This window comes from Micromonospora sp. NBC_00858 (genome assembly GCF_045207365.1).
Classification (GTDB): domain Bacteria; phylum Actinomycetota; class Actinomycetes; order Mycobacteriales; family Micromonosporaceae; genus Micromonospora.
Genome location: NZ_CP108828.1, coordinates 2727650 through 2749974, shown reverse-complemented (window position 1 = coordinate 2749974; position 22325 = coordinate 2727650). Strand labels below are relative to the sequence as shown.

Below are 22325 nucleotides of genomic sequence, written 5' to 3'. Positions count from 1 at the left end.
ACTGTGGAGAAGATTGGCCGGGTGGGGCGTGCGGTCAGCGGACCGGCTGCTCGGCGGGGGCGTACAGGGCGGCCAGTCCGGCCGCCGTGGCGGCCAGCTGCTCGCGCAGCGCGACCGGGGTCAACACCTCCACGTCTGCGCCGAGGCGCAGCAGGTCACCGTGGGCGTGGGTGAGCGACTCGATCGGCAGCGCGGCGGTCACCCAGCCCTGCGCGTCGGGCGGCCCGGCGCTGGCGTCCACCGCGGCCACCACCGGGTCGCTGCCGATCTCGCGTAGTCGCGCCCGGCCGGCCGGGGAGAGCCGCACAGTGGCCTCGTCGCGGTGCAGCCGGGCGCGGAAATGCACCACGTGCGCCCGCCACCAGGCCGGCAGGTCGAAGTCGTCGGGCCTTTCGAACTCCTCCGCCAGCGGGGTCAGCGCGAGGATCTGGTTGACCCGGTACGTCGCCGGTGCGCCACGGCCGGGCCGGTCGGCCACCACGTACCACCGGCCGCCCTTGAGCACCAGCCCGTACGGCTCCAGCACCCGGGTCACCTCGCCGCTCCAGCTGCGGTAGCGCACCTCGATGCGGTGCTGCCGCCAGACCGCCTCGGCCGTGCGGGCCAGCTCGGGGGAGGCGTCGCCGTCGGCGTACCAGCCGGGCGTGTCCAGGTGGAAGCGTTGCTGGAGCTGGGTGGCCCGGTCGCGCAGCGGCGCCGGCAACGCGGCGTGCAGCTTGAGTTGCAGCGCGGCCACCACGTCGCCGTAGCCCAGCTCGTCGGCCGGCCCGGGCAGCCCGGCCAGGAAGAGCCGGTCGGCCTCCTCGGCGGTCAGCCCGGTCAACCGGGTCCGCCAGCCGTCGACCAGCTGGTAGCCGCCGGCGTGCCCGGCTTCCCCGTACAGCGGGATGCCGGCGGCGTGCAGCGACTCCACGTCCCGGTAGATCGTGCGCGGGGAGACGGCCAGCCGCTCGGCGAGCTGCGCGGCGGTCAGCCGGCCGTGCGACTGGAGCAGCAGCAGGACGGAGAGAAGTCGACTGGCTCGCACTTCACTGACACTAGCTGTCAGGGGAGTCGTTCTACCGTCCCGGCATGGCATTTCGCGACAAGGAACTTCGAACGCCGGGACCGGTCATGGTGAACGGTCGGCAGTTCAAGCGGTACCACATCGACCAGCCGGAGCAGTCGATCGAGCCGGAGGTGGAGAAGGCCGCGTACGACCTGCTGCCCGCGCTGCTGGCCGACCTGGCGGACGACGGCACCCCGGCCGCCGGGTGGGTGGTGCTGCACCGGGGCGGGGACACCGGCGCGTACCTGCTGGCGTACACCTGGGTGTGGGACAACGTGGTGGAGGTCCGCACCGCGGCGGCGGGGCAGCCGGCGCTGGACTGCCCCGACCAGGATCCGGCACACTTCGTCGAACTGCGCCGCCCCGCGGTGGGCTGCGTCTGGGAGTTGGCGGTGCTGGAGCACGAGCGGGCCGCCTGGGTCCGGCACATGCTGGTGCCGGAGAGCCCCGATCTGACCGGTTATCTGCAGGACACGCGAGCGGAAGGGCCGGTGGGCCGCTGATGGGCGACTTCGACTTCTTTGTGGGCACCTGGAACGTGGTCAACCGACGGCTGCGCAAGCGGCTGGTCGGCTCCGACGAGTGGGAGGAGTTTCCGGGGTTGTCGGTCGCCCACGGCTTCTTCGGCGGCGGCGGCCACTTCGACGAGATCACCTTCCCGACCAAGGGCACGGCCGGCGCCACGATAAGGATCTTCGACCCGGCGCGCCAGGAATGGTCGATCTACTGGATGAACAGCGATCGCGGCGAGTTGGAGCAGCCGCCGATGGTGGGCCGCTTCGTCGACGGGGTCGGCCGCTTCTACGCCGACGACCAGCATGAGGGGCTTCCGGTCCGGTGCCGGTTCATCTGGTCGGAGATCACCGCGACCACCGCCCGCTGGGAGCAGGCGTTCTCCACCGACGGCGAGCGCACCTGGGAAACCAACTGGATCATGACGTTCGCCAAGTCGGCGGAGTAGATCAGGTCGACGGTGGGGGAGTGGTGTCCCGGTAGATGCCGGCCAGCCACAGGTCGAGCAGCACGTCCACCACGTCCTGCTCGGCGACCGCCGGTCCGTCGCCGGCGAAGGTGGCGTACCAGACGCGCTCGTTCATCGAGTTGAGCGCGATGGCGAGGTCCCGGGCGGGCAACCCGTCCGGGGCCGCGCCACGTCGTCGTTCCGCCACGATGGCCGCCTCGATCGCCTGCACCCAGCGCTCCAGCACCGCCGCCCAGAGCCGGCGTACCTCGGCGTTCGTGCCACGGACCTGCGCGCAGGCGAGCACCAGCGCGCGGTGCGCGCCGAACGTCTCGTGGAACCGGTGGATCAGCTCGCGCCACCGGGCGCGGGGGTCCTCGGCGAGCCGGACCAGCACGTCTCCGGCGGCCGTGTCGGCCTCTTCGGTGACCCGGTCCAGCAGGGTCAGCAGCACCGCGTCCTTGGACGGGAAGTAGAAGTAGAACGTCGGCCGGGAGATGCCCGCGCCCCGGGCCAGATCGTCGATCGAGATGTCACCGAACGCCCGCTGTTCCAGCAGCCGCTCGGCGGTGGCCAGGATCGCCATCTCCCGGTCGTCGCCGGTGGAGCGGGCGGCGCGGCGACCGCGCGGGGTCGCCCTCCCGGCGCCGGTACGGGCGGTCGTCATGGCCGCTGATGCTACCCGTACTCAACACCCTGTCGAGGGCACTCGACAGGGTGTTGACGGCTGTCGATGACGGTGGATATGGTCCGTCCACCGCCCCGGATGGAGGAACGCGATGCCCTCCGACCACGTCGACGTGCTCATCATCGGCGCCGGCCTGTCCGGCATCGGCGCCGCCTGCCACCTGCGCCGCGACTGCCCCGACAAGACGTACGCGGTGCTGGAGGCACGCGACGCCGTCGGCGGCACCTGGGACCTGTTCCGCTACCCGGGTATCCGGTCCGACTCGGACATGTTCACGCTCGGCTACTCCTTCAAGCCGTGGACCGATCCCAAGGCCATCGCCGACGGCGCGGCCATCCGCGAGTACGTCCGGGAGACCGCCCGGGAGTACGACGTGCAGCGGCACATCCGCTTCCAGCACCGGGCGGTGCGCGCCGAGTGGGACAGCGCCACCGCCCGCTGGACGGTGCACGCCCAGCGCACCGACACCGCCGAGACCGCCGTGTTGACCTGCTCGTTCCTCTTCGCCTGTGCCGGCTACTACCGCTACGACGAGGGCTACACCCCACCCCTGCCTGGCGTCGAGGCGTACGCCGGCCGGCTGGTGCACCCGCAGCACTGGCCGGACGACCTCGACCACACCGGCAAACGGGTGGTGGTGATCGGCAGCGGCGCCACGGCGGTCACCCTGGTGCCGGCCATGGCCGAGCGGGCCGCCCACGTGACCATGCTCCAGCGCTCACCCACGTACGTCATCGCAATGCCGTCGCGCGACGTGCTGGCCGACGCCCTGCGGCGCTGGCTCCCGGCGAAGGCCGCGTATCCGGTGGTGCGCTGGAAGAACGTGCTGCTGTCCACCGCCAACTTCCAGCTCAGCCGGCGTGCGCCCGGGCTGGTGAAGCGGCTGCTGCGCCGGGCCGCCAAGGGCCGGCTGCCGGTCGGGTACGACGTCGACCGGCACTTCGCACCCCGCTACGACCCGTGGGACCAGCGGCTCTGCGTGGCGCCCGACGGCGACCTGTTCACCGTCCTGCAGCAGGGCAGGGCGTCGGTGGTCACCGACACCATCGACACCTTCACCACGCGCGGCGTCCGACTCGCGTCCGGCGACGAGTTGCCCGCCGACATCGTGGTCACCGCCACCGGGCTCAACGTGCTCGCCCTCGGTGGCCTGACGCTCAGCGTGGACGGCGCCGAGGTCGATCTGGCCAGCACCGTCGCCTACAAGGGCATGATGCTCTCCGGCGTACCGAACTTCGCGCTGACCATCGGCTACACCAACGCCTCGTGGACGCTCAAGGCCGACCTCGTCGCCGGATACGTCTGCCGGCTGCTGCGCCACCTGGACCGCACCGGCCAGCAGGTCGTCACCCCGCTCCCGCCGCCCGACGACGAGCGGGTGCCGCTCATCGACCTCCGGTCGGGCTACGTGCTGCGCAGCGTCGACGCGCTGCCCAAGCAGGGTGCGACCGCGCCGTGGCGGCTGTACCAGAACTACGCTCGCGACGTGCTGCTGATGCGGCACGGCCGGCTCACCGACGAGGGCGTGCGGTTCTCCCACGCCCGCCCCGTCGCCGAGCCGGCCGAGCCCGTCCGTCCCCGGGCCGGCTGAGCCCGTCCGTCCCGGCGCCACCCCGCCCCCTACCGGCCATGTCGCCGGGACCCACCAGGATAGGAGCACCGATCGTGCGGAGATTCGCCTTCGTTGGCGCAACGGCTGTGGTCACCGGTGCGGCCAGCGGCATCGGTGCCGCGCTGGCGCACGCGCTGGCCGATCGGGGTAGCGACCTGGTCCTGCTGGACCGCGACGCCGAACGGCTGGATGCGGTCACCGCCGCGATCCGCGCCGAACACCCGGACCGCGAGCTGCACACCTACCTGGTGGACCTCGCCGACGCGGCGGCCACCGCCCGGGTGGCCGCGGAGATCGGCCAGCGACACCCACGGGTCCGGCTGCTCGTCAACAACGCCGGGGTCGGCCTGGGCGGCCGGTTCGACCAGGTGACGTACGACGAGTTCAGCTGGGTGATCGACATCAACTTCCGGGCCGTGGTGCAGCTGACCCACGCGCTGCTGCCCAACCTGAAGGCGGAGCCCGGTGCGCACCTGGTCAACGTGTCGAGCCTGTTCGGGCTGATCGCCCCGGCCGGGCAGACCGCCTACTCGGCGAGCAAGTTCGCGGTGCGCGGCTTCACCGAGGCGCTGCGACACGAGCTGGTCGACGACGGCATCGGGGTGACCTCCGTGCACCCCGGCGGGATCCGCACCCGGATCACCGAGAACGCCCGGGTCGGCAGTGGCGTCCTGCTGGAGGAGTACGCGGCCGGCCGGGCGCAGTTCGAGAAGCTGCTCACCATCGCGCCGGAACGCGCCGCCGAGGTGATCCTGCGCGGCGTGGAGCGCCGTCGGGGGCGGGTGCTGATCGGCTGGTCGGCGAAGATGCCCGACCTGCTGGCCCGGCTCCTGCCGGCCTCGTACAACCGGCTGCTGGTCACCGGTCTGAACCGGGGCGTCGACCGCCCGGCGACCGCCGCCGCGCCGACCACCGCCGCCCCGACGCCGGCTGGCGACGTGGCCGGCGGGTGACGGTCCGATCGTGCGGCGGCGGGTCAGGCCGGGTCGGTGCCAGCCGGCGCCCGGGTCGGCAGGGTGTCCCGCTGGCGTAGCAGCACGGTGAGCGTCACCAGGGCGAAGAGCAGCAGGGCGATCAGATGCACCGCCACCGGCCCCAGCGGTGCGAGGAGCGCCAGCAGCGCGACAACCGGGAAGGCCACGACCACCGCGCCGTGCTGCTGGCGGCGGATGTGCAGCATCCAGACGGTGAGCAGGTAGACGGCGACCGGGACGGCCACCGCGTAGCCGGCCGCCACCCCGGAGAGGTGCCCGATGTGCCGCTCGTGGTCCACCGCCACGGCCAGGCCCGCGCCGACCGCGGCGATCGCAGCGAAGATCAGGTAGTGGCCGTAGCCCCAGATCAGGGAGTACGGCAGTTGGTCGGGCGCTTCGACCGACCGGTCGAAGTAGAGCCACCAGAGTGCGAACACGATCACCGCGCCGGCCGCCGCGAGCGACCAGAGGCCGTGGTTGCCGGCGTCGATCCCGGTCTGGATCGCCACCGAGATGGCCAGCACCGCCTCACCGAGCACGATCAGGGTGAACAGCCCGTACCGCTCGGTGATGTGCCGGGGGTGCCACGGGGTCATTCCGGGGCGCTCGGCCACCGCCGGCACCAGCAGGTCGGCCAACGCCAGCAGCACGAACGACGCGATGCCCCACTCCTCGGGCAGGGCGAGCCGCAGCAACCACCCGAGCTGCACCACGGTGACGCCGATCGCGTAGCGGCGGGCCGCCGCACGGTGCGCCGGGTCGCCGGCGGCCGCCCGGCTCCACTGCACGACGGCTGCCAGCCGCATCACCACGTACCCGTAGGTGATGATGCTGAAGTCACCGTCGGTGAAGGCGCGCGGCACCCCGGCCGCCAGGATCAACGCTCCGGTGATCTGCACAAGTGTGGTGATCCGGTAGACGTCGTCGTCGGTGTCGTAGGCCGAGGCGAACCAGGTGAAGTTCATCCACGACCACCAGATCGCGAAGAACACCATCAGGTAGCTGGTCACCGCGTGGCCGAGGTGGCCCTCGGAGACGTCGTGGTGCAGGTTGCTGGCCGCCTGCGCCACGGCCACCACGAAACACAGGTCGAAGAACAGCTCCAACGGGGTCGAGGAGCGGTGCGGTTCGTCCCGGCGACGGGGCCTCATGGGCTGGTAGAACGGCCGCGCGGAACGGGGTTGGGTCAACGCAACTCCTCAGGCCGCCGGGTCGCCCAACACCATAACGACCTCGGCGATGGGCGTCGGGCGCGCCGGCCCACGGCACGGTCGGGTCAATGGCGCCGCCGGCCGTGGGTCAACCCCTCCAGCACCAGGGTCAGCCCGGCACCGAGCAGCCAGGAGTCCTTGGCCAGCCCGGTGCCCTGCTGGGTCGGGCGTAGGCTGCCCGGCTCGCGCAACCCCGGCGTCTTCAGGTACAGCTGCACCAGGCCCGCGCCGAGCGCGGTCAGGCCGAGCCCGGCCAGGGTGGCCGGGACGAACGGCGCGAGCAGCGCGGCCCCCAGGCAGACCTCGGCGTATGACAGCAGCTTGGCGAAGCGCGCCGGCTCCAACTGGGCGAGTTGCGGCATAGCCCCGACCGCCATCCCGTGCAGGCCCTCGGCGGCACCGCCCTCCAGGTTCCGTTTGCCCAGACCCGAGTTGAGGACGAACGCGCCGATGCTGACCCGCAGCGGCAGATGCGCCAGTTTCATGATCACTCCCGGTGGCCGTGGCTCGACTGCGGCCCGCGTACCCGCCGGGACCCGCGATAACCCGCCGACCAGCCGACTGGGCCGGCCGTGGCGGTCGCGGTAGGTTCGCCAGGGGCCCACCGTCGAACTCGGCGCGAACCGCCTGCCCGGCACCCGGCCCCCGCCGCACACCACCAGCAGGAGGCGAAGTGAGCCAGGAAGTCCGGGGAGTCATCTCCCGCAGCAAGGGCGCGCCGGTCGAGATCACCACCATCGTGGTGCCCGATCCTGGCCCCGGCGAGGCGATCGTCCGGATCCAGTCCTGCGGGGTCTGCCACACCGACCTGCACTACCGCGAGGGTGGCATCAACGACGACTACCCGTTCCTGCTCGGCCACGAGGCGGCGGGCATCGTCGAGCAGGTGGGGGAGGGTGTCACCGACCTCGCCCCCGGCGACTTCGTGGTGCTGAACTGGCGGGCGGTCTGCGGGGTCTGCCGCGCCTGCCGCCGGGGCCGCCCCTGGTACTGCTTCAACACCCACAACGCCCGCCAGCGGATGACCCTCACCGACGGCACCGAGCTCACCCCGGCGCTGGGCATCGGCGCGTTCGCCGAGAAGACCCTGGTGCACGCCGGACAGTGCACCAAGGTGGACCCGGCCGCCCGACCCGCCGCGGTGGGCCTGCTCGGCTGCGGGGTGATGGCCGGGCTGGGCGCGGCGATGAACACCGGCAACGTCACCCGCGGCGACTCGGTCGCGGTGATCGGCTGCGGCGGCGTCGGGGACGCGGCGGTCGCCGGGGCGGCGCTGGCCGGCGCCACGACGATCGTCGCGGTGGACACCGACAGCCGCAAGCTGGACTGGGCCCGCCGGTTCGGCGCCACGCACACGGTGAACGCCTCCGAGACCGACCCGGTCGAGGCGATCCGCGCCGCCACCGGCGGCTTCGGCGCCGACGTCGTGATCGACGCGGTGGGCCGACCGGAGACGTGGAAGCAGGCGTTCTACGCCCGGGACCTGGCCGGCACGGTGGTCCTGGTGGGCGTGCCGACCCCGCAGATGAAGGTCGAGCTGCCACTGCTGGACGTTTTCGGCCGGGGCGGCGCCCTCAAGTCCAGCTGGTACGGCGACTGCCTGCCCAGTCGGGACTTCCCCCTGCTCACCGAGCTGTACCTGCAGGGCCGGCTCGACCTCGACGCGTTCGTCACCGAGGAGATCGCGTTGGACCAGGTCGAAAACGCGTTCGACCGGATGCACCACGGCGACGTACTCCGTTCGGTGGTGGTGTTCCCGTGACCGCCCGGGTCGACCACGCGGTCACCTCCGGCACGTTCTCCCTCGACGGGCAGACGTTCGAGGTGGACAACAACGTCTGGGTGCTCGGCGACGACCGTGAGTGCGTCATCCTGGACGCGCCGCATGACGTGGACGCGATCCTCGCCCTGGTGGGTGACCGCAAGGTCCGGGCGATCCTGGCCACCCACGCGCACGACGACCATGTCCGGGTGGCGCCCGAGCTGGCCCAGGCCACCGGCGCTCCGGTGCTGCTGCACGCCGCCGACCGGGTGCTCTGGGACATGGTCCACCCCCACCTGCCGCCGCACGGCGAGGTGCACGACGGGCAGAGCATCGAGGTGGCCGGCACCACGCTGCAGGTGTTGCACACCCCCGGGCACAGCCCCGGCGCGTGCAGCTTCTACGCGCCGGAGCTGGGCGTGGTGTTCACCGGCGACACGCTCTTCGCCGGCGGGCCGGGCGCCACCGGCCGCTCGTACAGCGACTTCGACACCATCGTCCGGTCGATCCGCACCCGCCTGCTCACCCTGCCGGCGGAGACGGTCGTGCACACCGGGCACGGCGAGGACACCACGATCGGCGCGGAGGCTCCACACCTCCAGGAGTGGCTGGCACGGGGCCACTGAGGCCGGTCGGCTGATCATCGGGCTCGTGAGCGCGGCGTTAGGATCGCGCGCATGACCGAGCAGCCCGTGCCCGCCGTCCGTCAGCTGCGCCTTGTGGTGGAGGCAGCGGACTACGAGGCCGCCGTCGCGTTTTTCCGCGACGCACTCGGCCTGCCCGAGCAGGCGGCGTTCAGCGGCGAGGGTGACGCCCGGGTGGTGATCCTGGACGCCGGCCGCGCCACCCTGGAGATCGCCAACCCGGCGCAGAAGCGCATGATCGACGAGATCGAGGTGGGCCGACAGGTCGCGCCCCGCATCCGGGTGGCCTTCGAGGTGGACGACGCCCGCGCGACCACCGCCCGTCTGGTTGCCGCCGGGGCGAACGAGATCGCGCCGCCCACGCGTACGCCCTGGCAGTCGCTCAACTCCCGCCTCGACGCCCCGGCCGACCTCCAGATCACCGTCTTCCAGGAGCTGCGTACGCCGGAGGAGCGGACCGGGGCGGACGGCTTCGGCACCGGACGTGACAGCGACGGCTGAGCCCGGTGGGCCTCCCGCCGTTGCTCTCACTGCGGCGCAGGCGGCGGCGCTGGCGTACGTGCGGTCGCTGGCGTTCGCCGAGCGTCCCGCAGCGCTCGCGGCCGTCGCTCGCGAGCTGGCCGCGGCCGACGTCGGCCACCGGCCGGACGAGCTGCTCGCCGCGGTCGTCAGGTACGGCCGGCTGACCGTCAACTTCCACCCCGACCGGGTGTGCGCCGACGGGCGGACGGTTGCCGCCGCGCTGGCCGCCGACGGGGTCTACCGCAGTCAGTTCGTCACCGGGATCTCCAACGGTGGCCTCAGCGCGTATCCCGGCGGTGACCGGGACAGCTGGGAGCGACGGATGTTCGGCGGCGCGTACCAGCGCCCCGGGGCGGCGCCGGCGCATCGGCCGACGTACGGCGGCCTGAACCTGCTCGACCATCCGGACGGCGCCTGTCCCCGCTTCGGCTCCTGTCACCTGCGGCTGCGCCCGGCCGTGCTGGCCCGCGCCACCTTCTGCCTCGGCGACAGCCACCTCGGCCCCCGGACAACGGGCACCGCCGACGTACTCGAACCGGTGCTCGCCGCGCTCCTGGCCAGCACCGTCGCCACCGGCGAATGCCTGGGACGGGCCGGGATGGACGCCGGCACACTGGTACGGACCCTGCTGGGCGGGCCGATTGTGCCCACCACGCCGCCTTCGGCCGGTCGGGCGCTGGACGACTACGTGGAAGCCCAGATTCACGGCACCCTCGACCTCGCTCGGGACGTCGACGCGCTGGTGGTGGACCCGTCCTTCGCCGGCACCCCGGTCGGCGCGACGCTGGAGCTGATCGCCCGGCGCTACGACTTCCCGCTGCGGTGGCACCCGGGCTTCGCACTACCGGTCGATCGGGTCGATCCGGCGTTCCGTGGCCCGGACATCCCGGTGCTGGCAGCTCGGCTGCACCGCGAGTTCGCCCGGCCGGGCGAACCGGTGGAGGCCGCGCTGATCGGTCGGGCAGCGGCCTCGGTGGTCGCCGAGCCGGACCGCTGGGCGGACCGGGGACCGGCTGCGGTCACCCTCCAACACCTCAAGCAGCTCTGGCACGTCGTGGTCCGGTACGGCGCACCGCACGCCCACTGACGACTCGATTGTTCCGCAGGTCACGGCCGTCCGGTTTCGCCCTGCCTGCCCACGTCCGGGTCGTCGACGTCACGACCGTCCGGTGCGCGGAGTGACCGGGACCGCAGCTCGCCCGGGCCCTGGCATTTCCGGAATGCCCGACACGTGAACCTGGTTGTGTCCCCCGTACCGCCGGAGCCCAAACCCTTTCCGCGGTCATCTCCCGAGGAGTGTTCACCCCGGAGCGCTCCGCACGATCGAAAGGGCAACCATCGTGAAGGTCGACTTCACTCGATGGCTCCCCGCCATCGCTAAGGATTCGTACCGCAAGACCGCGCTGAGCGTTGCGGGTGTTGCCGCCCTCGGCGGCCTGGCGCTCGCACCGACCACCGCGGCAGCCCCGGTCACCTCCGGGCCGCACCAGGGCGCTGTCGCCGCCATCGACCTCGCCACCGGCAACGCCGCCACCTCGGCACGCCAGGAGGAGCAGCCCGTCGAGTCCGGGCTGACCACCGGCTCCGCCACCGGCAAGCCGCCGGCCGGCAAGCCGAGCCGCGACGAACTGATCCCGCACGGCATCGAAGGTGCCCAGTCGCGCATCCCGCTCGACGACGCGCAGCTCGACAACGCCAAGGCGATCGTCGACGCGGCCAAGAAGACCGGCGTCGGCGACCGTGGCGCGGTGATCGGCATCGCCACCTCGCTGCAGGAGTCGAAGCTGTACAACCTCGGCCACCTCGGCGCGTCCAACGACCACGACTCGCAGGGCCTGTTCCAGCAGCGCCCGTCGTCCGGTTGGGGCACGCCCGAGCAGATCACCGACCCGGAGTACTCCGCCACGGCGTTCTTCAGCGCGCTGAAGAACGTGGGCGGCTGGCAGGAGCTGCCGCTGACCGCCGCCGCGCAGACCGTTCAGGTCTCCGCCTTCCCGTACGCGTACGCGCAGTGGGAGGAGCAGGCTGCGGACGTCGTCCAGCAGCTCTGGTGACACGACAGCGCCAACGCACGCCGGCCGGTTACCGAGAGGGGACCGGCCGGCTTCGTCGTGCCTGGGGTCAGGCCAGCGGCGCGACCTCCTTGCGCAGCTTCGCGGAGCCGGTACCCACCGACCAGCCGGCAACCCAGCGGCTGGTGCTGGCCGCGCGGGTCCGATCCGCCAGGTGGTACCAGTCCATCCGGCACCGCTGCCGGGTCACCTCCAGCACGCCGTAGCCGTGCCCGTCCAACTCCGTCCAGCGCACGTGCGGGTTCGTCGAGCGGAGCAGCCCGGCGCCGAGCGCGCTGAGCGCGTTGCCGGCCGGCAGACCGAGGAAGTCGTTGACGTTGTCGCTCGTCACCGAGGGCACCACGAACTCGGCCGCGGCCGGGTCGGACGGGCCCGTGGAGCGAGTGGTCACCTCGTTGGCCCAGGAGGTGTGGATGTCACCGGTCAGGAACACGACGTCGGTGGTGCCACTGGCCCGCAGGTGGTCGACCAGCTCGTTGCGGTCGGCGTTGTAGCCGTCCCACTGGTCGGCGTTGAGCACCGCCCCGTTCTGCGGGATGCCAAGCAGGGTGCCCAGCGGGCCGAGCAGCCAGGCGGGCAGCGCCCCAACGTCGACCCGGGCCATCATCACCGGATTGCCAACCAGCTTCCACCGGGTAGTCGACGCGGCCAACCCCGCCTTGAGCCAGGACATCTGCGCGTCCCCGGTGAGGCTGCGCCCCGGGTCGTCCACCGCCGCGCCGGACGTCTGCTGTGAGCGGTACGAGCGCAGGTCCAGCATGGACAGTTCGGCGAGCCGCCCGAACCGCAGCCGCCGGTAGATCGCGCCGTCCACGCCGGCCCGCACCGGCATCCACTCCAGGTACGCCTGCCGGGCCGCCGCGAGCCGGTCGGCGTACGTCCCCTCGGTGCCCGGCGTGTGGTTCTCCGCGCCGCCGGACCACTGGTCGTTGGCCACCTCGTGGTCGTCCCAGGTGATCACCCAGGGCAGCGCCGCGTGCAACGCCTGCAGGTCCGGGTCGGTCTTGTAGAGCGCGTGCCGGATCCGGTAGTCGGCGAGGGTGAGCACCTCGTGCGCCGGCCGCACCGCGCGGACCACGGTGCCGCCCGCGTCGAACTCCCCGGTACCGTACTCGTAGAGGTAGTCGCCCAGGTGCACCACCAGGTTGAGATCGCCGCGCTCTGCCAGGTGCCGGTACGCGGCGAAGAACCCGGCCTCCCAGTTGGCGCAGGACACCACGCCGAGGCGCAGCCGGTCGATCTCGGCATCCACGGGCGGCGCGGTCATCGTGCGCCCGGCCGGCGATCAGCCGTCGGCGTGACCAAACCGGTACCAGTAGGTGGTCGCCGGGGCCAACCCCGTCACCGCCACCTTCAGCGTGTGGTCCCGGCTCGGACCGGTGTGCTGCGTCCCGGCGGCCACCACCGCGGTGAAGTCCGGGTCGGCAGCGACCTGCCAGGTCACGTCGACCTCGGGGCCGACGCCGGAGCCGGGCTGCGCCTCGGCGGTCGGGGTCAGCCGGGTCCAGAGCAGGACGCCGTCCGGCAGCGGATCGCCGGAGGCGACCCCGTGCCGAAAGGCGCCGTCGGCTGCTTGGGCGGGGCCGCTGCCGGCGAGGGTGGCGCCGGCCAGGACGGCGGTGCCGGCGGACGCGCCGGCCATGCGCAGGAGGGTACGACGGTCGAGGGTGTTCGTCATGGTCTATGTGTCTACCGTCGACAATGCCCGCTGCGCTGCCCCGGTGACGACTGTTCGCCGACCCGTTGACGGCGGTTCCGTTTGGTCAGCCTCATGGTCAGCACGCCGCGTACAGACGGCGGGTGCCGACACCGGCGGCGTACGCGGCCCGGTCGCTGAACCGACAGCCGTAGTCGGGACGCGCCACCACCGCCGGATCGGTCACCGTGTCGCCGGCCGGGCGTTTGCCGGTGCGTACCCAGGACATCAGGTCGTCCCAGGCGGCGCCCGCCTCGGCCGGGCTGAACTCGCAGTGCTGCGTTGCCCGGATGGCCCGCTGCACCACCAGCTTGCTGCGGCCGTGCCGGGCAACGTCGGTGGCGTACGCCTGCTCCATGCTGAACGGTACGAAGAGGTCACCGAGGCCGTGCAGGCTGAGCACCGGCGCGGTGGGACGGCCGGCGATCCGCGGCACCTCGGTCAGTGTCGGCAGGAGCCGCTGCCGAACGTTCTCCGGGGCGATCCGCGGAACGGTGGCGTTGACGTTGACCGGGCTGTTCGGGCTGTAGCGGGTGAGCAGGTTGGTGGAGAGCTGACCGGGCCGTTGGGCGGGGGAGTCGCCACCGCTGGTCACGCTGATCGAGAAGAGGAAGTCCTTCCAGACCGCGAACGCGGCGTCCGCGCCGGGCCTCGGCCCGCCCGACCGGTTCACCGTGATCGCCCGCAACTGCTTGCCCCGGTCGGTGGTGGTGTCCGGCCCGGTGGGGGTGAGCCCGGCCAGGCCGAGTGCCACCTGGATCCGAGGCACGGCGTTGGTCAGGTAGTCGGGCGGCGTGGGGTAGGCGGGCACCCCGCCGAGGGTCTGCGCGACCAGGTTGTAGTCGAGGTAGAAGTCGAGCAGCGTCTGGTCGCCGAGCACCCCGCACATGGGCAGTGCCCCGTCGTAGTAGCCGGGGTACTGCTCCAGCGAGCGGCCGATGACGTACCCGCCCATCGACACCCCGGCGAGGTAGGTGTGGTGTGGCCGGCGGACCGTCCGTCCGAAGTGGTCGGCCAGCTCCTTGGTGCCCAGCACGCCGGAGCGGATGTCGAAGCCGTTGCGGTCGTACGAGGACGACGCCCAGGCGTATCCCTGCTCCAACAGCCGCTGGCGCAGCCCGAAGCCGGGCGGCTCCGGCGAGAGCACCGTGCCCTGGCCACGGTAGCCGTGCGTCCACAGCACCAGGTCACCGTTCCACCGGGCGGGGACCTCGATGATGTATCCGGCGTGGCGGTGCACGCCTTGGCGTACCTTCGTGGGTTTGCCGGCCACGACCAGCGGTGCCAGCGGCGGATTCTCGATGGTGTAGCCGGGCAGCGGCTGGTTGCCCCCCGGGTCGCGGTCGGCGGCGCTGGCCGGCAGCGCGCCAGCCAGCCCGACCGTCAGGGTCAGCGTCGCGGTGGCGGCGAGCAGGCGGCGGAGGGTACGAAAGGGTGAGGACAGCACCGTGCTCCCCATCGGACGGATGTCGCCCGGGGGGCGACCAGGCGGGACGGATGCCTACCGGCCGGTAGCGCCCTGAACCTAGGACTGCCGTCGACCAGAGTCAATGGCTATGCTGACCGGCTAGTCAGGGCGGCCCGGCTGTGCGGCCCGGCTGTGCGGCCCTGCGGATCGGTCGGGTTGACTGGTCGCCGTGGACGAGTCGATCTGGGAAGCGGCGCGGGCGTCGCGGGGTTGGTTGGACGCGGCGAACGGCACCGGGCAGACCGAGCTGACCTGCCGCATCCTCAAGCTGACCGAGGAGGCGGGGGAGGCGTCGGCCGCCTGGATCGGTCTCCTCGGGCAGAATCCGCGCAAGGGCGTCACCCATACCCGCGAGGACGTGGCGGCGGAGTTGGCCGATGTCGCCTTCACGGCGTTGGTGGCGATCGAGAGCCTGGGGCTGGACGCGCAGACGGCGCTGGACTCCTGCGCTGCCAAGGTCCGCTCCCGACTCGCGGACTGACCGGTCTGTCCCGATCGCCGGCCGCGGCCCCAGCCCGAGCCCTCGTCTCGCGGTGGTCGCTGTTGTTGGCGTGATACCTGTGAGGCATAAATATGCCTGTGAGGTATCACCGGTGTTGTCGACCCCGGGCCGGGTCGCGAGGTTTCGGGTTGATCGACCCGGTGTCGGCGATGTCGCGGTATCCCGACGCGGTGATGCCCCCACGTCGGCGATCTGGAGTTGACCATGGCCAGGCGGCCCGGGCTGGCGCCGGGGACGGTGGTCGAGCGCGCGTCGATTGTCCGGATGACGGTGGGAGCGGTGGCCGACCGCGCCGAATGTCCGGCTGTGACGGGAGCGGTTGTCGAGCGCGTCGATTGTCCGGCTGACCGTGGGAGTGGTGGCCGAGCGCGTCGAATGTCCGGCTGACGCCGGGAGCGGTTGTCGAGCGCGCGTCGAATGTCCGGCTGACGCCGGGACGGTGGCGGGCGCGCGTCGAATGTCCGGCTGCGACGGGAGCGGTTGTCGAGCGCGCCGAATGTCCGGTTGACGCCGGGAGCGGTGGGCGATCCGGGCGCCGAATGTCCGTTATCGGGGGTCTCTGGCCTGTGACCGGCTGCACCCGTCGGCCGGAATGGGGGCCGGCCCGGGGTCGTTACATACCCTGACGATCGCAGTACCACGGCCCGCCGCCCCACCCCCCGCGGTTGGAATGCCAGGCCAAGCCCGGTCGTTACAGATCCCCGAACGACCGCACCAGCACCCCCTCGACAGGGTGCCGGCGGATGGGCCAGGCCCGGAATGATGTCGGCCCGGCGGTCGTTACACATGGACCCGGCGCCACGAGCCCCCGCCCGTAGGCCGCCGAAAAGACTTTCCCCTTGTTGTTTGTTAGCGCCGGACGAGGTGCTCGCACCCGGTAACGCCGATCCCCCGGTCGGTTGGGTGTTTACCCCCGTGAAGGAGCTACCCCCATGAACACGATCATGCGTAAGAGTGTGCTGTCTGTTGCTGGTCTGGCCTTCGCCGGTGGTGTGTTCGCCGGTCCGATCGCCGCCCACGCCGCCACCCCCGTCGACGGCAAGCCCGTCGCCGTGGCGGTGCAGTCGGTCTCGCCGCAGGGTGAGCAGTCGCGCATCGATTTGAACGGTGAGCAGACCGCCAACGTGAAGGCGATCATCGCGGCGACGAAGAAGGCTGGTCTGCCGGAGCGGGCCGCGGTCATCTCGATCGCGACGAGTCTGCAGGAGTCGAAGCTGGAGAACCTCGGCCACCTCGGCGACATGAACGACCACGACTCGCTGGGCCTGTTCCAGCAGCGGCCGAGCTCGGGTTGGGGTACGCCGGAGCAGATCACCGATCCTGAGTACTCGACCACCGCGTTCCTCAAGGGTTTGAAGCAGGTTGACGGGTGGCAGGACATGCCGCTGACCGACGCCGCGCAGACCGTGCAGGTGTCGGCCTACCCGGACGCCTACGCCCAGTGGGAGAAGCAGGCCACCGACCTGGTCGGCCAGTACTGGAACAGCTGACCCACCGCACAGCATGAACGAACCGCTGGCCGGCACCCCCAACCCGGGGTGCCGGCCAGCGGCGTTTCGCCATCTCTGGTCGGCGACCACGCGCGCCGGAAGGGGAGTGGGTGGGGTGCACCCGACCGCACTGCGACCGCGGGTGGGAAGCGCCGTTGGCGCGGGTGGGCGCGAGCGTACAGTCGGGCGGTGGAGCGTACTGAATCAATGCTGGCGGAGACCCGCCCGCCCGGCGTGGCCGCCGTCGATCCCAGCAGCGTGCTGCTTCCCGGCCACGACGTGCCGCTGGGCCGGTACACGACCGTCCGGCGACTGCTGCCGCAGCGCCCGCGCCGGATGGTCGGCGCGTGGTGCTTCGTGGACCACTTCGGCCCGGACGACGTGGCGGAGCGGCCCGGCATGGAGGTGCCGCCGCACCCGCACACCGGCCTGCAGACGGTGACCTGGCTGCTGGACGGCGAGATTCTGCACCGGGACAGCCTCGGCAACGTCCAGCCGATCCGGCCCGGTCAGCTGAACGTGATGACCTCCGGGCACGGGATCGCCCACTCCGAGCGGTCGCCGGCCACGCATCCGCCGGTGATGCACGGCGTACAGCTCTGGGTGGCGTTGCCGGACCCGGCGCGGGCCGGCGCGGCGGACTTCGCCCACCACGCCGACCTGCCGCGCTGGCGCGAGGGCGAGCTGGACGTCACCCTGCTGGTCGGCGAGTTCGCCGGTGAGCGGTCCCCGGCGGTGGTGCACACGCCACTGGTCGGTGTGCAACTGGAGCTGAGCGGGCCGGCCCCGACCACCCTGCCGTTGCGGCCCGACTTCGAGTACGCCCTGCTGGCGATGAACGGTTCTGCCGAGGCGGGCGGGGTCGGGTTCGAACCGGGGGCGTTGCTGTACCTGGGTTCGGGTCGCCGCGAGTTGACCGTGCGGGGCGGGGCCGGCGCCCGGTTGCTGTTGCTGGGCGGGACGCCGTTCGACGAGCCGCTGGTGATGTGGTGGAACTTCGTCGGCCGCTCGCACGAGGAGGTCGTGGCTGCCCGGGAGGACTGGATGGCCGGGCGCCGCTTCGGCGTGGTCGCCGATGATCCCGCGCCGCCGTTGCCGGCGCCCGCCCTGCCCACCACCCGGCTGAAGGCCCGCGACCGCACGGGCGGTCTGCACGGCTGACGCCACGCTCCGGCCCGGCCGGAAGCACCGGCTGTCAGTGGGCGGCCAGGTGGTGGGTCGGGCAGCCGGCGTGTGACCGACGGCGGCGCGGGTAGTCGCCGACATGGCGACCAGTTTGATCACTCCCATGGAGGACCGGAAGCGCTTGGCCCGCCGGCTCGCCGGCAGCGGACGGGGCTTCGCCGAGCAGTACGGCTTCCGGGTCACCAACAACCCGGCGAGCCTGTTCCAGGTGCTCTACCTCTCGGTGCTGCTGGCCCGCCGAGGCGACTTCCGCCGGGCGTTGGACGGCGCGCGGGCACTGCGCGACGAGGGGTGGGACAGCGCCGCCCGGCTGGCCCGTTCCCTGCACCAGGACCGGGTGCGGGTGCTGCGCGACAGCGGCCAGCGCGGCGACGTGGACGCGCTGGCCGACGTGCTGGGCGACCTGGCTCGCACGGTCGTCGAGCGGTACCGGGGTGACCTGCGGCGGTTGCGCGCGATGGCGCACCACGACCCGGCACGGGAGCGGGCGCTGCTCGCCGAGCTGCCGGGGGTGGACGACCAGGTGGTTGACCTGTTCCTGCGCGAGGCGCAGGCGCTGTGGCGGGAGGTGGCCCCGGTGGCCGATCGGCGGGCGTTGACCGCGGCCCGCCGCCTCGGGCTGGGCCGGTCCGCGGACGACCTGGCCGGGTTGGCCGGCGGTGGGGAGTCGGAGCGGCTGGCCTGGCTGGTGGGGGCACTTGCCCGGGTCGACCTGGAGCACCGGTACGCGGAGGTGACCGGACGGCCATGACGTGCGCTGGCCCACAGTTAGCCAAAATCTGACCGTACGGAGGATGTTCTGTCGTATGGTTGGACCCGGCAGTGCTGGCCGCTCGGTTCGAGTGGGCATCCACCGCCTGGTGATCGCACCCGGTTCGGGAGCGGTTCACCGCCTGGGCAGGTTTGCGTGGCGCCCCCGGTCGCGGTTCGTGACCCCGGGGCGCCCGCCTGTCCCGGCGCTCCAGCCCACCGCCCGTGTCGCATCCGGGGTCAGGTCGGGCGGGCACTCACTTTCACTTGGCGAGACCGGCCAGCAGGTTCACCGTCACGGCGATGATGAACGCGCCGAACAGGTACGCCAGCAGCGAGTGCCGTAGCGCCGTGCGGCGCATCTCGTTGCTGGTCAGGTTGGTGTCGGAGACCTGGAACGTCGTCCCGATGGTGAACGCCATGTACGCGAAGTCGGAGTACCGGGGCGGCTCGGACTGATTGAAGTTCACCCCGCCGTCCGGGCCGGTGTAGTAGATCCGGGCGTACCGGGCGGCGAACACGGTGTGCACCACCAGCCAGGAGAGCAGCACGCTGAGCACGCCCATCCCGCCGTACAGTTCGCGGACCGGCCCGGGTGGCGCGGAGTGCGCGCTGGCCAGCACCAGCCCCACCGCCAGCAGGCTCGCCGTGCAGGCGATCAGGAGCACCACGTCACGGGTGGCCCGGTTGGAGTCCGCGTACGAAGCGACTCGGGAGGTCCGGGTGGCGTCCAGCGGCCAGAGCCTGCGCCAGACCAACCCCAGCCAGCTCAGCGCCGCCGCGTCCCAGCCGACCAGCGGGGCGAGCGGTGGCGACACCACCACGGCGAAGACACCACCGGCGACGGCGCCGACCACCCCCACCAGGACGAGCTGGAACGCGGCCGGGGTGTGCCCGTCCGGTGGTCGGGACAGCGGACCCGTGTTGGTCATCCGCGCCGCCCGCGCGGCAGAGTTGGGGCCGCCACCGCCGGGTCAGATGCCGCGCAGGTGCTGCGAGACCCGGTTGGGCTTGTTGTCCCGGGCCTGCGCGGCCCGCTGGGCGGGGCCCACCTCGGGGGCCGCCTCGATGCCTGCCGACCGGGCCACCTCGGTGCCGTTGGCGTAGTCCACCGGCGGCAGGGCGCGCAGCGCCTTCAGCACGTCCGGCGGGGCCCCTTCCCGCTCGGCCTCGCGGACCACGTCGGCCTTCTCGGCCGGGTAGTCCAGGCTCGACAGGTACTGCAGGACCTCGGTGTAGCTCGCCATGGCAGGAGCTCCCTCGGGGCATTGATGTGGTCACGACCGGCGGCGGTTACCCGCCCGCTGCCGGGTCACGCCCGGTTCGGCGGAGGAATCGGTGCCGTTTCCGCCTCGTCGCCGCGGGTACCCGCAGGCGCCGGCGCGAGCCCGACCCGAGGGAGTACGCGATGAACTACGACACCTTCATCGACCAGGTTTCCCAGCGGACCAGGGCACCGTCCGAGCGGTCGGTCGAGCTGACCCGGGCCGTGCTGGAGACGCTCGCGGAGCGGTTGACCGGTGGCGAGGTGTTGGACCTGGCTGTCCAACTGCCCAAGCCGTTGCAGTTGGTGCTGAAACCGAGCCCGCGCACCGAGCAGGCGGACCGGTTCGGGGCGGCCGAGTTCGCCGCTCGGGTCGCGCTGCGCGCCGGTGTGGACGAGCCTGCCGCCCGCGACGCGGTCCGGGCGGTCTTCACGACTCTGCGCGAGGCGATCAGCGGCGGGGAGTTCGACGACGTAGCGACCCAACTGCCGCGCGACTACCGGGACCTGGTCGAGCAGGCGATGGCCCCGGGCGCGACCCTGCGTCGCGGCTGACGGTGGCTCTCCGGAAGTGCACAGCGGTTGGCCAGGGCAACCACCTATGTCCGGTTTGGCATGGGGATTGAGCCTGGCCTAACCTTGTCGTGCGAGGGGAGTACTTCCCACGAACCATTCCGGTCAGTACGGCGCGCCCGGCGCGCCTCGGGTGGTTGTCCACCTGTCGGTGGGTGAAGGAGACCTCGAACATGACACGGTGTTCGAGGAGGCCCCATGACCGAAGTGTCGTATCTGTCTGCCGCGAGTGAGCTGACGACGATCGGCACGCCCACTCTGTGGGTGGTGACCATCGCCGGCGTGCTCCTGCTGCTGGTGCTGGACTTCCTGGTGACCCGCCGCCCGCACGAGGTCTCCATGCGGGAGGCAATCGGCTGGTCAGCGTTCTACATAGCCCTGCCGCTGGCGTTCGGTGGCTGGATCTGGGCCCGCTACAGCTCCGAGCTGGGCGTGCAGTACCTGACCGGCTACCTGGTGGAGAAGTCGCTCTCCGTCGACAACCTCTTCGTCTTCATGCTGCTGCTGGCCGCGTTCGCGGTGCCGGCTGTGCTCGCCCAGCGAGTGCTCCTCTACGGCATCGCCGGTGCGCTGGTGCTGCGGGCCGTCTTCATCGCCCTCGGCGCGGCCGCGTTGCAGACCCTCGACTTCGCCTTCCTGCTCTTCGCGATCATCCTCATCGCCACCGCGGTGAAGCTGCTCCGCGATGCCCTCTCCGGGCATCAGCAGGAAGTCGACATCAACAACATGCGTGCCGTGAAGCTGCTCCGCAGGTTCATGCCGGTGGTCGACGAGTACCACGGCACCCGGATGACCGTCCGGCAGGGCGCGAAGCGGGCGCTCACCCCGTTCGCCCTGGTGGTGGTCGCGGTGCTCGCCACCGACGTGGTCTTCGCCGTCGACTCGGTGCCTGCGGTCTACGGCATCACCGAGGACCCGTACCTCGTCTTCGCCACCAACGCGTTCGCCCTGCTCGGCCTGCGTGCCCTCTACTTCGTCCTGCACGCGGCGCTCAGCCGCCTGGTGCACCTCAGCTACGGCCTGGCCATCATCCTGGCGTTCATTGGTCTCAAGCTGGGTCTGCACTGGGCGCACGGCATCTGGGACAGCGTTCCGCAGATCCCCACCCTGGCCTCGCTCGTTGTGATCATCGGCGTGTTGGTGGTGGTCACGATGACCAGCCTGCGCGCCACTCGGGGTGGACAGCCCGAGGACCGCGAGGTGGTTGCGGAGCGGCACTGACCACGCCGCGCCGGGGCGATGAGGGGGTACGCGGGAAAGCTCCCGCCCCGGCCGACGCGGGTGGTACGACTGTGCAATGGGAATCGTGTCACCGGGCTTCCAGGGCCGGCCCCGCTCACAGGAGCCGGCCCTGCCTCCTGGGCAGTACCTGACCGAGGACTTCCCGGTGCTGTCGGCCGGCCCGACGCCCCGGGTGTCGCTGGACACCTGGGAGTTCGTCATCGCCGCGGAGAACGGCACCGAGTACCGGTGGTCGTGGCAGGAGCTGATGGCGCTGCCGCAGGAGACGCCGATGGTCGACATCCACTGCGTCACCCACTGGTCCAAGCTCGGCACCACCTGGCAGGGCGTCTCGCTGGACGTGCTGCTGGACGGCGTCGACACCGGCGCGCACTTCGCACTCGCGCACTCCTACGGCGGGTACAGCACCAACCTGCCGCTGGACGACCTGCGCGGCGGCCGGGCGTGGGTGGCGCACACCTTCGACGGAGCGCCGCTGCCCGCCGAGCACGGTGGGCCGGCGCGGCTGCTGGTGCCGCACCTGTACTTCTGGAAGTCCGCCAAGTGGGTGCGCGGCATCCGGCTCAAGACGATGGACGAGCCGGGGTTCTGGGAAACCGCCGGGTACCACGACTACGGCGACCCGTGGCGCGAACAGAGGTACCAGGGTGACTGAGCGCGC

The 22325-nt window shown here is 72.0% G+C and carries 23 protein-coding genes and 1 pseudogene; 16 read left to right on the top strand and 8 right to left on the bottom strand.

Annotation, left to right across the window (positions count from 1 at the left end):
* Positions 1 to 34: 34 nt before the first annotated feature.
* A complete protein-coding gene (locus OG990_RS12980) occupies positions 35 to 1027 on the bottom strand; it encodes a helix-turn-helix transcriptional regulator (protein ID WP_406080626.1) in 993 nt (330 codons plus the stop codon).
* 44 nt (positions 1028 to 1071) lie between these two features.
* On the opposite strand from OG990_RS12980, the gene OG990_RS12975 reads away from it, so the two are divergent.
* Both OG990_RS12975 and OG990_RS12970 read left to right on the top strand, forming a co-directional pair.
* A complete protein-coding gene (locus tag OG990_RS12975; protein WP_406080624.1) occupies positions 1072 to 1551 on the top strand; it encodes a hypothetical protein in 480 nt (159 codons plus the stop codon).
* The gene (locus OG990_RS12970; protein WP_328417245.1) at positions 1551 to 2009 is read left to right on the top strand and encodes a hypothetical protein; all 459 of its coding nucleotides are present in this window, start codon (positions 1551 to 1553) and stop codon (positions 2007 to 2009) included. The genes OG990_RS12975 and OG990_RS12970 overlap by 1 nt, the downstream gene beginning before the upstream one ends.
* A gap of 1 nt (position 2010) precedes the next feature.
* Here OG990_RS12970 and OG990_RS12965 read toward each other — a convergent pair whose 3' ends face one another.
* On the bottom strand, positions 2011 to 2676 hold the full coding sequence (locus tag OG990_RS12965; protein ID WP_406080623.1) for a TetR/AcrR family transcriptional regulator: 666 nt from the start codon (positions 2674 to 2676) through the stop codon (positions 2011 to 2013).
* 112 nt (positions 2677 to 2788) lie between these two features.
* On the opposite strand from OG990_RS12965, the gene OG990_RS12960 reads away from it, so the two are divergent.
* Both OG990_RS12960 and OG990_RS12955 read left to right on the top strand, forming a co-directional pair.
* Positions 2789 to 4288: a flavin-containing monooxygenase gene (locus tag OG990_RS12960; protein ID WP_406080621.1), complete on the top strand. Its 1500-nt coding sequence runs from the start codon at positions 2789 to 2791 to the stop codon at positions 4286 to 4288.
* A gap of 74 nt (positions 4289 to 4362) precedes the next feature.
* Positions 4363 to 5262: an SDR family NAD(P)-dependent oxidoreductase gene (locus OG990_RS12955; protein ID WP_406080620.1), complete on the top strand. Its 900-nt coding sequence runs from the start codon at positions 4363 to 4365 to the stop codon at positions 5260 to 5262.
* Between the two features lie 23 nt (positions 5263 to 5285).
* On the opposite strand, the gene OG990_RS12950 is transcribed toward OG990_RS12955, so the two are convergent.
* Both OG990_RS12950 and OG990_RS12945 read right to left on the bottom strand, forming a co-directional pair.
* On the bottom strand, positions 5286 to 6473 hold the full coding sequence (locus tag OG990_RS12950; protein WP_386990994.1) for a low temperature requirement protein A: 1188 nt from the start codon (positions 6471 to 6473) through the stop codon (positions 5286 to 5288).
* Between the two features lie 86 nt (positions 6474 to 6559).
* Positions 6560 to 6979 carry a hypothetical protein gene (locus OG990_RS12945; protein ID WP_406080619.1) on the bottom strand — a complete coding sequence of 140 codons (420 nt, stop codon included), beginning with the start codon at positions 6977 to 6979 and terminating at the stop codon, positions 6560 to 6562.
* A 188-nt stretch (positions 6980 to 7167) separates the two neighbouring features.
* Between OG990_RS12945 and OG990_RS12940 the strand changes: the two genes are divergently transcribed.
* The 5 genes from OG990_RS12940 to OG990_RS12920 all read left to right on the top strand — a co-directional run bounded on the left by OG990_RS12940 (position 7168) and on the right by OG990_RS12920 (position 11476).
* Positions 7168 to 8256, top strand: a complete 1089-nt coding sequence (locus OG990_RS12940; protein ID WP_355612496.1) for an S-(hydroxymethyl)mycothiol dehydrogenase — start codon at positions 7168 to 7170, stop codon at positions 8254 to 8256.
* Entirely contained in the window at positions 8253 to 8882 is a 630-nt protein-coding gene (locus tag OG990_RS12935) for an MBL fold metallo-hydrolase (protein ID WP_355612499.1), read from the top strand. Before OG990_RS12940 ends, OG990_RS12935 begins: the two co-directional genes overlap by 4 nt.
* Positions 8883 to 8933: 51 nt before the next feature.
* Positions 8934 to 9401 carry a VOC family protein gene (locus tag OG990_RS12930; protein WP_406080617.1) on the top strand — a complete coding sequence of 156 codons (468 nt, stop codon included), beginning with the start codon at positions 8934 to 8936 and terminating at the stop codon, positions 9399 to 9401.
* Positions 9385 to 10509, top strand: a complete 1125-nt coding sequence (locus OG990_RS12925; RefSeq protein ID WP_406080616.1) for a DUF3626 domain-containing protein — start codon at positions 9385 to 9387, stop codon at positions 10507 to 10509. The genes OG990_RS12930 and OG990_RS12925 overlap by 17 nt, the downstream gene beginning before the upstream one ends.
* Positions 10510 to 10762: 253 nt before the next feature.
* On the top strand, positions 10763 to 11476 hold the full coding sequence (locus tag OG990_RS12920) for a hypothetical protein (RefSeq protein WP_386991006.1): 714 nt from the start codon (positions 10763 to 10765) through the stop codon (positions 11474 to 11476).
* Between the two features lie 67 nt (positions 11477 to 11543).
* Here the strand turns inward: OG990_RS12920 and OG990_RS12915 are convergent.
* Positions 11544 to 13172 (bottom strand): annotated as a pseudogene (locus OG990_RS12915) (alkaline phosphatase D family protein).
* A 97-nt stretch (positions 13173 to 13269) separates the two neighbouring features.
* A complete protein-coding gene (locus OG990_RS12910) occupies positions 13270 to 14637 on the bottom strand; it encodes a hypothetical protein (protein WP_406080615.1) in 1368 nt (455 codons plus the stop codon).
* A gap of 190 nt (positions 14638 to 14827) precedes the next feature.
* On the opposite strand from OG990_RS12910, the gene OG990_RS12905 reads away from it, so the two are divergent.
* The 4 genes from OG990_RS12905 to OG990_RS12890 all read left to right on the top strand — a co-directional run bounded on the left by OG990_RS12905 (position 14828) and on the right by OG990_RS12890 (position 18586).
* Positions 14828 to 15139, top strand: a complete 312-nt coding sequence (locus OG990_RS12905; RefSeq protein ID WP_406080614.1) for a MazG-like family protein — start codon at positions 14828 to 14830, stop codon at positions 15137 to 15139.
* A 953-nt stretch (positions 15140 to 16092) separates the two neighbouring features.
* Positions 16093 to 16650, top strand: coding sequence for a hypothetical protein (locus OG990_RS12900; protein ID WP_406080613.1), 558 nt, complete (start codon positions 16093 to 16095; stop codon positions 16648 to 16650).
* A gap of 189 nt (positions 16651 to 16839) precedes the next feature.
* Entirely contained in the window at positions 16840 to 17811 is a 972-nt protein-coding gene (locus OG990_RS12895) for a pirin family protein (protein WP_406080612.1), read from the top strand.
* Between the two features lie 103 nt (positions 17812 to 17914).
* Positions 17915 to 18586 carry a hypothetical protein gene (locus OG990_RS12890; RefSeq protein ID WP_386991012.1) on the top strand — a complete coding sequence of 224 codons (672 nt, stop codon included), beginning with the start codon at positions 17915 to 17917 and terminating at the stop codon, positions 18584 to 18586.
* Positions 18587 to 18848: 262 nt separating this feature from the next.
* On the opposite strand, the gene OG990_RS12885 is transcribed toward OG990_RS12890, so the two are convergent.
* Both OG990_RS12885 and OG990_RS12880 read right to left on the bottom strand, forming a co-directional pair.
* On the bottom strand, positions 18849 to 19517 hold the full coding sequence (locus OG990_RS12885) for a DUF1345 domain-containing protein (protein WP_328417211.1): 669 nt from the start codon (positions 19515 to 19517) through the stop codon (positions 18849 to 18851).
* A 42-nt stretch (positions 19518 to 19559) separates the two neighbouring features.
* The gene (locus OG990_RS12880; protein ID WP_355607589.1) at positions 19560 to 19832 is read right to left on the bottom strand and encodes a DUF2795 domain-containing protein; all 273 of its coding nucleotides are present in this window, start codon (positions 19830 to 19832) and stop codon (positions 19560 to 19562) included.
* Positions 19833 to 19993: 161 nt separating this feature from the next.
* Here OG990_RS12880 and OG990_RS12875 point away from each other — a divergent pair, with 161 nt between their 5' ends.
* From OG990_RS12875 to OG990_RS12865, 3 genes are all read left to right on the top strand, one after another.
* A complete protein-coding gene (locus OG990_RS12875; protein ID WP_328417207.1) occupies positions 19994 to 20404 on the top strand; it encodes a DUF2267 domain-containing protein in 411 nt (136 codons plus the stop codon).
* A gap of 216 nt (positions 20405 to 20620) precedes the next feature.
* A complete protein-coding gene (locus OG990_RS12870) occupies positions 20621 to 21643 on the top strand; it encodes a TerC/Alx family metal homeostasis membrane protein (protein ID WP_355607594.1) in 1023 nt (340 codons plus the stop codon).
* 76 nt (positions 21644 to 21719) lie between these two features.
* On the top strand, positions 21720 to 22319 hold the full coding sequence (locus OG990_RS12865) for a sulfite oxidase-like oxidoreductase (protein WP_328417203.1): 600 nt from the start codon (positions 21720 to 21722) through the stop codon (positions 22317 to 22319).
* The last annotated feature ends 6 nt before the right edge of the window (positions 22320 to 22325 follow it).

What these genes read in the sequence shown, in the direction of transcription:
- OG990_RS12975 (WP_406080624.1), top strand. Translation starts at nt 1,072, where the DNA reads ATGGCATTTCGCGACAAGGAACTTCGAACGCCGGGACCGGTCATGGTG.
- OG990_RS12970 (WP_328417245.1), top strand. Translation starts at nt 1,551, where the DNA reads ATGGGCGACTTCGACTTCTTTGTGGGCACCTGGAACGTGGTCAACCGA.
- OG990_RS12965 (WP_406080623.1), bottom strand. Translation starts at nt 2,676, where the DNA reads ATGACGACCGCCCGTACCGGCGCCGGGAGGGCGACCCCGCGCGGTCGC.
- OG990_RS12960 (WP_406080621.1), top strand. Translation starts at nt 2,789, where the DNA reads ATGCCCTCCGACCACGTCGACGTGCTCATCATCGGCGCCGGCCTGTCC.
- OG990_RS12945 (WP_406080619.1), bottom strand. Translation starts at nt 6,979, where the DNA reads ATGAAACTGGCGCATCTGCCGCTGCGGGTCAGCATCGGCGCGTTCGTC.
- OG990_RS12930 (WP_406080617.1), top strand. Translation starts at nt 8,934, where the DNA reads ATGACCGAGCAGCCCGTGCCCGCCGTCCGTCAGCTGCGCCTTGTGGTG.
- OG990_RS12900 (WP_406080613.1), top strand. Translation starts at nt 16,093, where the DNA reads ATGAACACGATCATGCGTAAGAGTGTGCTGTCTGTTGCTGGTCTGGCC.
- OG990_RS12890 (WP_386991012.1), top strand. Translation starts at nt 17,915, where the DNA reads ATGGCGACCAGTTTGATCACTCCCATGGAGGACCGGAAGCGCTTGGCC.
- OG990_RS12885 (WP_328417211.1), bottom strand. Translation starts at nt 19,517, where the DNA reads ATGACCAACACGGGTCCGCTGTCCCGACCACCGGACGGGCACACCCCG.
- OG990_RS12880 (WP_355607589.1), bottom strand. Translation starts at nt 19,832, where the DNA reads ATGGCGAGCTACACCGAGGTCCTGCAGTACCTGTCGAGCCTGGACTAC.
- OG990_RS12875 (WP_328417207.1), top strand. Translation starts at nt 19,994, where the DNA reads ATGAACTACGACACCTTCATCGACCAGGTTTCCCAGCGGACCAGGGCA.
- OG990_RS12870 (WP_355607594.1), top strand. Translation starts at nt 20,621, where the DNA reads ATGACCGAAGTGTCGTATCTGTCTGCCGCGAGTGAGCTGACGACGATC.
- OG990_RS12865 (WP_328417203.1), top strand. Translation starts at nt 21,720, where the DNA reads ATGGGAATCGTGTCACCGGGCTTCCAGGGCCGGCCCCGCTCACAGGAG.